The 13203-nt window shown below is 61.7% G+C and carries 7 protein-coding genes; 2 read left to right on the top strand and 5 right to left on the bottom strand.

The features are described from left to right. Positions 1 to 30: 30 nt before the first annotated feature. The 5 genes from P3C29_RS00110 to P3C29_RS00090 form a co-directional block, all read right to left on the bottom strand. On the bottom strand, positions 31 to 1197 hold the full coding sequence (locus P3C29_RS00110; protein ID WP_275963654.1) for a putative zinc-binding metallopeptidase: 1167 nt from the start codon (positions 1195 to 1197) through the stop codon (positions 31 to 33). Between the two features lie 138 nt (positions 1198 to 1335). Further along, the gene (ligA, locus tag P3C29_RS00105; protein ID WP_275963653.1) at positions 1336 to 3696 is read right to left on the bottom strand and encodes an NAD-dependent DNA ligase LigA; all 2361 of its coding nucleotides are present in this window, start codon (positions 3694 to 3696) and stop codon (positions 1336 to 1338) included. An 87-nt stretch (positions 3697 to 3783) separates the two neighbouring features. Beyond that, positions 3784 to 4635 carry a cell division protein ZipA gene (gene zipA, locus P3C29_RS00100; RefSeq protein ID WP_010176398.1) on the bottom strand — a complete coding sequence of 284 codons (852 nt, stop codon included), beginning with the start codon at positions 4633 to 4635 and terminating at the stop codon, positions 3784 to 3786. 258 nt (positions 4636 to 4893) lie between these two features. Next, positions 4894 to 8382 (bottom strand): chromosome segregation protein SMC, encoded by a 3489-nt coding sequence (gene smc / locus P3C29_RS00095; protein WP_201122193.1) that lies wholly within the window; start codon positions 8380 to 8382, stop codon positions 4894 to 4896. A 2-nt stretch (positions 8383 to 8384) separates the two neighbouring features. Further along, the gene (locus P3C29_RS00090) at positions 8385 to 9044 is read right to left on the bottom strand and encodes a GntR family transcriptional regulator (protein WP_010176400.1); all 660 of its coding nucleotides are present in this window, start codon (positions 9042 to 9044) and stop codon (positions 8385 to 8387) included. Between the two features lie 280 nt (positions 9045 to 9324). On the opposite strand from P3C29_RS00090, the gene xdhA reads away from it, so the two are divergent. Both xdhA and xdhB read left to right on the top strand, forming a co-directional pair. Then, on the top strand, positions 9325 to 10773 hold the full coding sequence (xdhA, locus tag P3C29_RS00085; protein ID WP_010176401.1) for a xanthine dehydrogenase small subunit: 1449 nt from the start codon (positions 9325 to 9327) through the stop codon (positions 10771 to 10773). Continuing rightward, on the top strand, positions 10766 to 13165 hold the full coding sequence (gene xdhB, locus P3C29_RS00080) for a xanthine dehydrogenase molybdopterin binding subunit (RefSeq protein WP_010176402.1): 2400 nt from the start codon (positions 10766 to 10768) through the stop codon (positions 13163 to 13165). The genes xdhA and xdhB overlap by 8 nt, the downstream gene beginning before the upstream one ends. Positions 13166 to 13203: the final 38 nt, after the last annotated feature.

Genomic DNA, 13203 nt, shown 5'->3' with positions numbered 1-13203 from the left:
TTAAAAATATGAAGGGCTTCAAGCACTTGCCTATTGGGCCTGGAGCACCTCATCCGCCCTGCCGCCCTCTTGCTGGATCACCAGGTGAATGAAGTGCAGCTTGGCAATCACCGCCGGCGGCAGGACGAACGGATAGAAATCCGGCTGGCCCATGCTGCGGGACAGTTCGTTGAGCATGCCGGCCAGTTCGATCCAGGCATTGACGAATGACAGGAACGCCGCGCCGCCGGGATGTTCAGGGTCATACAGCGTGCTGACGGGAAACGGCTGGTAATCCAGGTCCATTTCGCGGGCGCTCATGCCGAAGCCCAGCGCGGTGTCGACGGCGTCCATCATGTGCAGGTAATGCGCCCAGGTTTCCGCCCAGTCTTCCCAGGGGTGCATGGTGGCGTAGGCGCTGACGCAGGTTTGCTGCCAGTCCGGGCGCGGGCCGTTCTGGTAGTGCTGCTCAAGGGCGTCGGCGTAGCTGGCGCGCTCGTCACCGAACAACGTGCGGAATGGCTCCAGCCAGTGGCTGTTGGCGATCAGGCGGTCCCAGTAGTAGTGGCCGACCTCATGGCGAAAATGCCCGAGCAAGGTGCGGTAAGGCTCGCGCATCTGCACACGGATTTTTTCGCGGTGGGCGTCGTCGGCTTCCTTGATGTCGAGGGTGATCAGGCCATTGGCGTGGCCGGTGGTGGGCGCGTTGCCTTCCAGGTCGATGCCGACGAAATCGAAGGCCAGGCCGGTGTCTTCATCGACGGTCTTGGGGATGACCTGCAAACCCAGGCTGATCAGTTGCGCGACCAGACGGCGCTTGGCGGTTTCGACCTTGCGCCAGCGCTCGGGGTTTTCAGCAATCGACAGGTCGGGGATGGTGCGGTTCAGGCTGCAGGCCACGCACAAGGCCTGGCCGCTGTCGGAAGGCACCAGCCAGTTGCAGGCAGCCGGGCTGTCGAGGTTGGCACAGCGGCGAAAGGCGCCAGCTTCAGGGTCGGCGTCCAGCAGCCACGTGTCGGCGTATGGGCCAGGCTGCAACGATGTCAGCCGACTCTGCTCCGACTGGTAACCCAGCAGCGCCGAACAGGCCAGGCACTGGCTGTTGCGAAAGAACAGCGACTGCCCACAGCGGCACTGCCAGACCTTGCTGTTGCGCGAGGTTTCGGCCATGAACGGTGCGGCGATGCGCGAACTGAGTTGTTCGAAGAAGCGGTACATGGCGATCTCTCCCAGGGCTGCCCAAGACTAGATCATTTCCTGCCGATGATCGTTCCCACGAATTGTAGGAGCCGGCTTGCCGGCGATGGCGATCTTGAAAACGCCATCGCCGGCAAGCCGGCTCCTACAGGATGGGCGTCAGGCAACGGTTATGCCGTGCTGGGCGAGGAACGCCACGAACGCCTCTTCATCCAGCACTTTCAAACCCAACTCACTGGCCTTGGCCAGCTTCGAGCCGGCGCCCGGCCCGGCCACCACGCAATGGGTTTTCGCCGACACCGAGCCCGCCACCTTGGCGCCGAGGCTTTCGAGTTTTTCCTTGGCGACATCACGGCTCATCAGCTCCAGGGAGCCGGTGAGCACCCAGGTGTGACCGGCCTCGGGCAAGCCTTCGACGACCTTCTTCTCGCTCTGCCAGTGCATGCCGAAGTCCTTGAGCTGCTGCTCGATGGCCAGCGCACGATTAGTGTTTTCTTCGATGTCGAAGAAATCCCGTACGGCCTTGGCCTGCTTCTCCGGCAACGCCTGGCGCATGTCGAGCCAATCGGCCTTGATCACGCCTTCCAGGGAGCCAAACTTGTCTGCCAGCTTCTGCGCCGCACCCGGGCCTACGGACGGCACGTGCAGCTTGTCGAGCAAGCCACCCAGCGTGGTGCTGGCCGCGAATTCGGCGCTGAGCTCGCCCTGCTCCTGCAACTCCAGGCCGCACTCCTCCTTGGAGATCAAGGCCCCGATCACTTCCTGGTTATGGCTGTCTTCAAAGAAGCTGTGAATCTCGTGGGCCACTTCCAGGCCGACGTCCGGCAAGTACGTCAGCACTTCCGGCAAGGCCTGCTGCACGCGCTCCAGGGACGCCAGCGAGCGCGCCAGCACCTTGGCGGTCTCCTCGCCTACATCGGGAATGCCGAGGGCGTAGATAAACCGTGCGAGGGTTGGCGTCCTGCTGTTTTCAATGGCGGTGATCAGCTTCTTGCTGGAAACGTCGGCAAAGCCTTCCAGGTCGATGATCTGTTCGTACTTGAGCTTGTAGAGGTCTGCCGGTGAGCCGATCAGCTTCTCGTCCACCAGTTGCTCGATGGTCTTGTCGCCCAGGCCATCAATGTCCATGGCGCGGCGCGACACGAAATGGATGATCGCCTGCTTGAGCTGCGCACCGCAGGCCAGGCGCCCGACGCAGCGATACACCGCGCCTTCGCTGACGGTTTCCTTGCCCTTGCTGCGCTTGACCAGTTGCGTGCGCTCCACGTGGGAACCGCACACCGGGCAGCTCTCGGGGATCTGCACCGCGCGGGCGTTTTCCGGGCGACGCTCGGTGACCACCGACACCACCTGGGGGATCACATCACCGGCACGGCGGATGATCACTGTGTCGCCGATCATCAAGCCCAGGCGCGCCACTTCGTCCATGTTGTGCAGGGTTGCGTTGGACACGGTTACACCGGCGACCTTGACCGGTTTCAAGCGCGCCACCGGCGTTACCGCGCCGGTGCGGCCGACCTGGAATTCAACGTCCAGCAGTTCGGTCAGCTCTTCCATGGCCGGGAATTTGTGAGCGATTGCCCAGCGTGGTTCGCGGGCACGGAAGCCCAGTTCCCGTTGGTAGGCAATGCTGTTGACCTTGAACACCACACCGTCGATTTCATACGGCAAGGCATTCCGGCGCTCACCGATATCGCGGTAGTAGTCGAGGCAATCCTGAATCCCCTTGGCCAGCTTCAGCTCATGACTGATGGGCATGCCCCACTGCTTCAGCTGTTGCAGATTGCCGATGTGGGTGTCACTGATATCCGTGGTCACGCCGTAGCAGCAGAATTCCAGCGGACGGCTGGCGGTGATCTTCGAATCCAGCTGGCGCAGGCTGCCCGCCGCCGCATTGCGCGGGTTGGCGAAAGTCTTGCCGCCGACTTCCAGTTGCGTGGCGTTCAGCCGTTCGAAACCGGCCTTGGACATGAACACTTCGCCGCGCACTTCCAGGGTCGCTGGCCAGCCGCTGCCCTGCAGCTTGAGGGGAATATTGCGCACGGTGCGCACGTTGACGCTGATGTCTTCACCGGTGGTGCCATCGCCGCGCGTGGCGCCACGCACCAGTTCACCGTCCTGATACAGCAGGCTGACCGCCAGACCATCGAGCTTCGGCTCGCAGCTGTATTCCACTGCCGCGCCACCGCCAAACAGGTCGCCTGCCGGCAGGTCCAGGCCTTCGGTCACCCGGCGATCGAACTCCAGCATGGTGCTTTCATCGAAGGCGTTGCCCAGGCTGAGCATCGGGATTTCGTGACGCACCTGAGTGAATGCAGACAATGCCGCACTGCCGACCCGCTGCGTCGGTGAATCACGGGTGACCAGGTCCGGGTGCTCGGCTTCCAGGGCCTTGAGCTCGTGGAACAACCGGTCGTACTCGGCGTCCGGGATGCTCGGTTCGTCGAGGACGTGGTAACGGTAGTTGTGCTGATCCAGTTCAGCGCGCAGTTCGAGGATGCGGGTGTGGGCGGCGGTCATGGGTGTTCTCTCATAAAGCAAAAGAGCAGCCGAAGCTGCTCAATATGTTAGTGCATGGATTCTACAGGCAACGCTTAAGCTTGAACCTCAGCGCTTCTGTGTCAGGGCGCGACGCTCGAACTCGACGATGCGCTGACGGTAATGCTCGATGGTCTGGGCGGTCAGGACGCTGCGTTGATCGTCCTTGAGTTCGCCGTTGAGTTCCTGGGACAGCTTGCGGGCGGCGGCCACCATCACGTCGAACGCTTGTTTCGGGTGACGCGGGCCTGGCAGACCGAGGAAGAAACTCACCGCCGGGGTGCTGAAATGGTCGATGTCGTCCAGATCAAAGATGCCCGGCTTGACCGCGTTGGCCATGGAGAACAGGACTTCACCGTTGCCGGCCATGCTTTCGTGGCGGTGGAAAATATCCATCTCGCCAAAACGCAGGCCGCTTTCCAGAATATTCTGCAGCAAGGCCGGGCCCTTGAAGCCGGCGGCGTCACGGCAGATCACGCTGATCACCAGCACCTCTTCGGCAGCCGGTTGGTCCTTGACGGATTCTTTATGGGCGCTCTTGGTCGGTGCTTCATCCGGGAAGTCATCGTCACGGCTGCTGAAACTCGGGCCTTCGTCCAGGTCCAGGTTCAGGTCGCCCTGAGCGGGTTCGCTGGCCGCAGCACGCTTGCCGCGCTTGGGCTCGCGGGCTTCACGCACCGGTGCGCTCATCGACGGCAGGTCGTGCTCGTCCAGTTGCGGCTCTTTATGGTTATCCAGGACACGCGGAGGCCCCAGCAGCTCTGCGCTGCCGTCGTCGTCCGGCAAATTGGACAGGTTGCGGTCCAGGCGGAATTTCAACTTGCCCTTGCCGCCGCGCATCCGGCGCCAGCCATCAAAAAGAATACCGGCAATGACAATAATGCCGATGACGATCAGCCACTCGCGCAGACCGATTTCCATGTAATCCCGTGCCTCTAATAAAAAATGCTGAAAAATAAGGGGTTTAGCACCGTGCAAACCGCTTTAAAACGTGGCGCCAACTCTATGTTCTGAATGACGTTTTGCCCACGCATACGAAAATTTGACATTAAACTAGCACGACCAAAGATAACTTTACACCGTCTGTCAAAATGCCTTGAACAAATATGTCCATTTGCCACTTTTCCCAGACCGGTAAATCACCTTACGTCCTGCTGAAAATCCTCCTTCGAGTGCGACTCAGGATTCCACCAGCGCCATCGCCTCTTCGACATCCACCGCCACCAACCGCGAACAGCCCGGCTCGTGCATCGTCACGCCCATCAACTGATCGGCCATTTCCATGGCGATCTTGTTGTGGGTGATATAGATGAACTGCACCGTCTGGGACATCTCTTTAACCAGTCGGGCATACCGTCCAACGTTAGCGTCATCCAGCGGGGCGTCAACTTCGTCGAGCATGCAGAACGGCGCCGGGTTCAACTTGAAGATCGCAAATACCAGGGCCAATGCCGTCAGTGCCTTCTCGCCACCGGACAACAAATGGATGGTGCTGTTCTTCTTGCCCGGAGGCCGCGCCATGATCGTTACCCCTGTATCGAGTAGATCTTCGCCCGTCAGTTCCAAGTAAGCGCTGCCACCACCGAAAACTTTCGGGAATAACGCCTGTAAACCGCCATTAATCTGATCAAAGGTATCTTTGAAGCGATTACGGGTTTCCTTGTCGATCTTGCGGATCACGTTTTCCAGGGTGTCCAGGGCTTCGACAAGGTCAGCGTTCTGCGCATCCAGATAACGTTTGCGTTCGGACTGCTGCTGGTACTCGTCGATGGCGGCGAGGTTGATTGCGCCGAGGCGTTGAATGCGCGCGGCAATCCGTTCAAGTTCTTCTTCGGCCTCTTTCTCGTTGGCCTCGGCGGTCAGCGTATTGAGCACGCCGTGCAGGTCGTAGCCGTCTTCCAGCAACTGGTCTTGCAGGGTTTTGCGGCGCACGGTCAGGGCTTGCCATTCCATGCGCTGCTGTTCGAGTTGGCCACGGATCAGTTGCGACTGCTGCTCGGCCTGGGTCCGGCGTTTTTCGGCGTCGCGCAGTTCGCGGTCGGCGTCTTCCAGGGCGATTTGTGCAGTCTTGAGTTCTTCGTCGACAGTCATGCGCTTGTCGAGCAACTCTTCGAGCTTCAGGCGCAGCTCTTCCAGCGGGGCTTCGCCCTCCTCCAGGTTGAGGCTCAGTTGCTCGCGCTTTTCGGTCAGGCGTTCGGACTGCATCTCGAGACGCTCAAGGGCCTGGCGCGTGGAGTCGTGTTGCGCACGCAGGGAACCGAGGCGCACGGCCAATTGATGGGCGTGGTCCTTGTGCTGGCGGGCTTCCTGGCGCACCCGGTCGAGGCGCTCGCGCAGGCTGTCGCGCTGGGCCAGCAGCAACTCGCGCTGCTCGGTGTCCAGGGCCATGCTGTCGAGGGCTTCCTGCAATTGCAGGCGCGCTTCGCCGACTTGTTCGTGTTCAAGGGCGCGTTGCTCGCCCATCTCGGCCACTTCTTCGTCGAGACGAGTACGGCGCAGGGTCAGTTGCTCGACCTTGGCCTTGCTCGCCGAGAGCTGGGCTTTCAATTCGCCTTGCTGGCGCGCTTCGTCCTGCAACAGGCGGCGCAGGTGTTCGCGGCCAGTCTCTTGCTGGCGCTGGGTGGCGCGCAGGGTTTGCAGCTGGTTTTCCAGGGACTCAAGCGTCGCTTCGCGCTCTTCGCGCTCGGCGGTCAGGTTGACGATTTCCTGGCCACGGGCCAGAACACCGCTTTCCGCTTCGCTGGCGCGACGCACCCGCAGGAAGTGCCGGCCAACCCAAAAGCCGTCGCGGCTGATCAGGCTTTGCCCCGCCGCCAATTGGCCGCGCTGGGCCAGGGCCTGCTCAAGGCTGTCCACCGGTTTGACCTGGCCCAGCCAGGGCGACAGATCAATCGCCGCCTCGACCTTGTCCAGCAGGCTGCCCGGCACACGGGTGCCGTCCGCCGCCGGGCTGAGCAAGCGCAGATCACCCTGGGCAAACCCCGCCAGGTCGAAGCCGCCAAAATCATCCACCAGCACCGCTTGCAGGTCGGCGCCGAGCACGGTTTCCACCGCCAGCTCCCAACCGGCTTCAACCTTCAAGCCTTCGGCCAGGCGCGGGCGCTCGGCCAGGTGTTGATCGCGCAGCCATTCCGCCGTGCCGGTGCCCGGGTCGAGCGCCGCTTGCTGCAAGGCTTCCAGGGAGGCCAGCCGGCCGTTGAGCCGCTGCAAATCGCCCTGGGCCTGCTGCTGTGCCTGGGTCGCCTGCTGCAGTTGCTGACGCAATTGCTCCAGGCGCTCCACTTGTTGTTCTTCGCTGGCTTCCAGCTCTTCCAGCGTCATTTCGCTTTCGGCCAGCTTCTCGCTCAACTCCAGGATCGCCGCGTCTTCCGGGTCGGCGGCGAGCAGCACACGCTCTTCCACCAAACGCCGCTGACGCTCGGCCAGGCGCTCCATGCTGGTTTCCAGTTGCTGGATGCGCGACTGCTGCACCTCAGCCTGGCGGCGGGGCTCGGCGGATTGCAGGTTGAAAGTGTCCCACTGCTCCTGCCAGCCGTGCATGGTGGTTTCGGACTCCTCCAGGGCCGCAGCGGCTTCTTCAGCGGCAGCGCTGGTGACTTCCTGCTCGGGGGTGAGCATGTCCAGCTCTTCCCCAAGGGTCAGCAGCAAGGTGCGGTCGTGGCCCAGGTGGGATTCGGTTTCCAGGCGTGCGCGTTCGGCTTCTTTGAGGTCATCCTGCAATTGGCGCAAACGTTGTTGACCGTGCTGGATACTCTGTTCGACCCGGGCGATATCGCCGCCCACCGAATAGAAACGCCCCTGCACCAGATTGAAGCGCTCGGACAGGTCATGGTGACCGTCCCGCAGGCGCTCGATACTGGCGTCGGCATTGCGTTGCTCGGCCACCAGGGCCTCAAAGCTGATTTCCTGGGTGCCGATGATCGCTTCGCGCTGGCCCACTTGATCGTTCAGTGCCTGCCAGCGCAGGGCCGACAGTTGCGCCTTGAGCTGGCGCTCTTCGCCCTTGTATTCCTGATACTTCTCGGCGGCCTGGGCCTGGCGGTGCAGGCGCTCCAACTGGCGCTCCAGCTCTTCACGCAGGTCGGTCAGGCGGGCGAGGTTTTCATGGGTACGGCGGATGCGGTTTTCAGTCTCGCGACGGCGCTCCTTGTACTTGGAGATACCGGCCGCTTCTTCGATAAAGTTACGCAGGTCTTCCGGCTTGGCTTCGATCAGCTTGGAGATCATGCCCTGTTCGATGATCGAGTAGCTGCGCGGGCCCAGGCCGGTGCCGAGGAAAATGTCGGTAATGTCCCGGCGGCGGCACTTGGTGCCGTTGAGGAAGTAGCTGTTCTGGCTGTCGCGGGTGACTTTACGACGGATGGAAATTTCCGCGTAGGCCGCGTACTCGCCCACCAGGGTACCGTCGGAGTTATCAAATACCAGTTCGATGCTGGCCTGGCTCACCGGCTTGCGGCTGGTGGAGCCGTTGAAGATGACGTCGGTCATCGACTCGCCACGCAGGTTTTTCGCGGAGCTCTCGCCCATCACCCAGCGTACGGCGTCGATGATGTTCGACTTGCCGCAGCCATTGGGCCCCACCACTGCCGCCATGTTACTGGGGAAGTTCACCGTGGTCGGGTCGACGAAGGATTTGAACCCCGCCAGTTTGATGCACTTGAGCCGCACGCTTAGGCGTCCGCCAACGCAGCGATGACCAGCGAGCAGCTGCGCTCGCCGTAAGCCGAGAGCACCTGGCGAATCTGCGGCAGGTCACGGGCCAGCACGGCGGCGAGCAATTGCTCAAACAGCACCAGGTACTCGCTCATGGACGCCTTGCGTTGATCCAGCGCCAGGTAATAGGCGCGGTTCATCGCCGGCTGCAGGTTCTCGACGGTTTCCTGCAAATACGGATTGTTGGCGAACGGATAGGCGGCGCGCATCACGTTGAAGCTTTCTTCGACGAAGGCGCGGATGTCCTGGCGTTCGAAGCTGGCGATCAGGCGCTGCTGGATCTGCACGAACGGCGCCATGTCGGCCTGGGTCTGCCAGCCTGCGGCGACGGCGTTGCCCAGCAGGATGTACAGCTCGCCCATCAGCGTGCACAGGCTCTGCACCTTGTGGGCAGTCAGCTCGGTAACGTGGGCGCCACGGCGCGGCAGGATCGCGATCAAGTGCCGGCGCTCAAGGATCAGCAAGGCTTCGCGCACGGAGCCACGGCTGACATTGAGCGCCAGTGTGACCTTCTGCTCCTGGATCCGCTCCCCAGGCTTGAGGTCGCCGCGAATGATACGTTCGGCGAGGTGGTGAGCGATTTGCTCGGCAAGACTATCCGGCGCCTTGAACGTCATGTTTTCCCTTCAAAATCGTCTATCGGTACAAGCGCGGCAGTGTAGCGCAAATGCCCGCTGATGGCGCTGGGCCCACAAACCAGAATTTGGCATGAAATAAGCAGCCGTTAAAGTCCAGAAGCCCCCAAAAACGGCGGTTCCAGAGAACTGGACCATAATTAAAGATGTTGAGATCGCATTTTCTTGACCTTTCGGTCAGAAAATCGTTGACCGAAAAGTCAGACATGACTAGATTCGGCGCAAAGCGGTTAACAACAATAATGAGTCTGCGAGGCCTTCCGTGATCCAGTTTTTACTAAACCAGGAGCTCCGTAGCGAGCACGCCCTGGACCCGAACCTGACCGTGCTCAACTATTTGCGTGAGCACCTGGGCAAATCCGGCACCAAGGAAGGCTGCGCCAGCGGCGACTGTGGCGCCTGCACCGTGGTGGTCGGCGAGTTGCACACCGACGATCAGGGCGCGGAGCAGATTCGCTATCGCAGCCTCAACTCGTGCCTGACCTTTGTCTCGTCCCTGCACGGCAAACAGCTGATCAGCGTCGAAGACCTCAAGCACCAGGGCCAACTCCACAGCGTGCAACAAGCCATGGTGGAGTGCCACGGTTCGCAATGCGGCTTCTGCACCCCGGGTTTTGTGATGTCACTGTTCGCCCTGCAGAAGAACAGTGATGCACCCGACAGCCAGAAAGCCCATGAAGCCCTGGCCGGCAACCTCTGCCGCTGCACCGGCTATCGCCCGATTCTCGCGGCTGCCGAACAGGCCTGCTGCAATAAACCCCAAGACCAGTTCGACAGCCGCCAGGCCGAGACGATCGCCCGCCTGAAAGCCATCGCCCCGACGCAAACCGGTGAACTGAACAGCGGCGACAAACGTTGCCTGGTGCCGTTGACCGTCGCCGACCTGGCCGACCTTTACGACGCGTACCCACAAGCCCGGCTGTTGGCGGGCGGCACCGACCTGGCGCTGGAAGTCACCCAGTTCCACCGCACGCTGCCGGTGATGATCTACGTCGGCAATATCGAAGAAATGAAGCGCATCGAAAGCTTCGACGACCGCCTGGAGATCGGCGCGGCCACGTCGCTGTCCGATTGCTACACGGCCCTCAATAACGAATACCCGGACTTCGGCGAATTGCTCCACCGCTTCGCCTCGCTGCAGATCCGCAACCAGGGCACCCTGGGCGGCAATATCGGCAACGCTTCGCCCATCGGTGACTCGCCGCCGTTGCTGATCGCCCTCGGTGCGCAGATCGTGCTGTGCAAGGGCAACACCCGCCGCACCCTGGCCCTGGAAGACTACTTCATCGACTACCGTGTCACTGCGCGTCAGGACAGCGAATTCATCGAAAAAATCATCGTGCCCAAAGGTGTGCCGCTGTTCCGTGCCTACAAGGTGTCCAAGCGCCTGGACGATGACATTTCCGCAGTCTGCGCCGCCTTTAACCTGAAGATCGATAACGGCGTTATCAGCGACGCCCGGGTTGCGTTCGGTGGCATGGCCGCCACCCCGAAACGTGCGAAGAATTGCGAAGCGGTGCTGAGGGGTGCCACCTGGAATTCCGCCACCGTGGAAAAGGCCTGCGCTGCGCTGGCCGAAGATTTCACCCCGCTGTCGGACTTCCGTGCGAGCAAGGAATACCGCCTGCTCAGCGCACAGAACCTGCTGCGCAAATACTTCATCGAACTGCAAACGCCGCACATCGAGACTCGGGTGACCGCTTATGTCTAACCATCATGCCGTGGAAAAATCCCAGGCCGAACTCGCCGAACTGTTTGCCAAGGACCTGACCAGCGGAGTCGGTCGCAGCGTCAAGCACGACAGCGCCGCCAAGCACGTCTCGGGCGAGGCGCAGTACATCGATGACCGCCTGGAATTCCCCAACCAGTTGCACCTGTATGCACGCATGTCGGACCGCGCCCACGCGAAGATCATCAGCATCGACACTGCGCCCTGCTACGCCTTCGACGGCGTGCGCATCGTCATCACCCACGAAGACGTTCCGGGCCTGAAAGACATCGGCCCGCTGATGCCCGGCGACCCGCTGCTGGCCATCGACACCGTGCAGTTTGTCGGCCAGGTGGTGCTGGCGGTTGCCGCCCGCGACCTGGAAACCGCGCGCAAAGCTGCCATGGCCGCCGTGATCGAATACGAAGACCTGGAGCCGGTGCTGGACGTGGTCGAGGCGTTTCGCAAAAAGCATTTCGTGCTGGACAGCCATACGCACCAACGGGGTGATTCCGCCGGCGCGCTGGCGACCGCAAAAAATCGTATCCAGGGCACCCTGCACATCGGTGGCCAGGAACACTTCTACCTGGAAACCCAAATCTCCTCGGTGATGCCTACCGAGGACGGCGGCATGATCGTCTACTGCTCTACGCAAAACCCCACCGAAGTGCAGAAACTGGTGGCCGAAGTCCTCGACGTGTCCATGAACAAAATCGTCGTCGACATGCGCCGCATGGGCGGTGGTTTTGGCGGCAAGGAAACCCAGGCGGCCAGCCCGGCGTGCCTGTGCGCGGTGGTCGCACGCCTCACCGGTCAGCCGACCAAAATGCGCCTGCCGCGGGTCGAAGACATGCTGATGACCGGCAAGCGCCACCCGTTCTATATCGAGTACGACGTGGGCTTCGACGACACCGGCCGCCTGCACGGTATCAATCTGGACCTGGCGGGCAACTGTGGCTGCTCACCGGACCTGTCGAACTCGATTGTCGACCGTGCCATGTTCCACTCCGACAACTCGTATTACCTGGGCGATGCCACGGTCAACGGTCACCGCTGCAAGACCAACACCGCGTCCAATACGGCTTACCGTGGCTTCGGCGGGCCCCAGGGCATGGTCGCCATCGAGGAAGTGATGGACGCCATTGCGCGCCACCTTGCGCTCGATCCGCTGGCCGTGCGCAAAGCCAACTACTACGGCAAGACCGAGCGCAACGTCACCCACTACTACCAGACCGTCGAGCACAACATGCTCGAAGAGATGACCGCCGAACTCGAACACAGCAGCCAGTATGCCGAGCGCCGCGAAGCGATCCGTCGCTACAACGCCAACAGCCCGATCCTGAAAAAAGGCCTGGCGCTGACCCCGGTGAAATTCGGGATTTCGTTCACCGCCAGTTTCCTCAACCAGGCCGGTGCGCTGATCCACATCTACACCGATGGCAGCATCCACCTGAACCACGGCGGCACCGAAATGGGCCAGGGCTTGAACATCAAGGTCGCGCAAGTGGTGGCCGAGATATTCCAGGTGGAAATCGACCGCGTACAGATCACCGCCACCAACACCGACAAGGTGCCCAACACCTCGCCGACGGCCGCTTCCAGCGGTGCCGACTTGAACGGCAAGGCCGCGCAGAATGCCGCCGAAACCATCAAGCAACGCCTGGTGGAATTTGCCGCGCGCAAGTATGAAGTCAGCGAGGCCGACGTTGAGTTCCACAACGGGCATGTGCGGGTTCGCGATCATATCCTGACGTTTGAGGCGCTGATCCAGCAGGCGTATTTCGCCCAGGTGTCGCTGTCGAGCACCGGCTTCTACAAGACCCCGAAAATCTTCTACGACCGTAGCCAGGCACGTGGCCGGCCGTTCTACTACTTCGCGTTCGGCGCGGCCTGTTGCGAAGTGATCGTCGACACCCTGACCGGCGAATACAAAATGCTGCGCACCGACATCCTGCACGACGTGGGTGCCTCGCTGAACCCGGCCATCGACATCGGCCAGGTCGAAGGCGGCTTCATCCAGGGCATGGGCTGGCTGACCATGGAAGAGCTGGTCTGGAATAACAAGGGCAAGCTGATGACCAACGGCCCGGCCAGCTACAAGATCCCCGCCGTGGCCGACATGCCGCTGGACCTGCGGGTGAAGCTGGTGGAAAACCGCAAGAACCCGGAAGACACGGTGTTCCATTCCAAGGCCGTGGGTGAGCCGCCGTTCATGCTCGGCATCGCCTCGTGGTGTGCGATCAAGGATGCCGTGGCGAGCCTGGGTGACTATCGCCATCAGCCGAAGATTGATGCACCGGCGACTCCGGAGCGGGTGTTGTGGGGCTGTGAGCAGATGCGCCAACTGACCGCCGCAAAAGCTGTGGAAACCGAAACCGAGCTGGCTTCGCTCTAGACCGAGGCGCTGCCATCGCGGGCAAGCCCGGCTCCCAC

It is taken from the genome of Pseudomonas sp. 1912-s, assembly GCF_029269205.1.
Classification (GTDB): domain Bacteria; phylum Pseudomonadota; class Gammaproteobacteria; order Pseudomonadales; family Pseudomonadaceae; genus Aquipseudomonas.
The sequence above is the reverse complement of the archived record's forward strand: the minus strand, read 5'-3'. Positions and strand labels throughout refer to the sequence as shown.

Bases quoted from the DNA above. Each gene is read 5' to 3' on its own strand.
- P3C29_RS00110 (WP_275963654.1), bottom strand. From the start codon at position 1,197: ATGTACCGCTTCTTCGAACAACTCAGTTCGCGCATCGCCGCACCGTTC.
- ligA (WP_275963653.1), bottom strand. From the start codon at position 3,696: ATGACCGCCGCCCACACCCGCATCCTCGAACTGCGCGCTGAACTGGAT.
- zipA (WP_010176398.1), bottom strand. From the start codon at position 4,635: ATGGAAATCGGTCTGCGCGAGTGGCTGATCGTCATCGGCATTATTGTC.
- P3C29_RS00090 (WP_010176400.1), bottom strand. From the start codon at position 9,044: ATGACGTTCAAGGCGCCGGATAGTCTTGCCGAGCAAATCGCTCACCAC.
- xdhB (WP_010176402.1), top strand. From the start codon at position 10,766: ATGTCTAACCATCATGCCGTGGAAAAATCCCAGGCCGAACTCGCCGAA.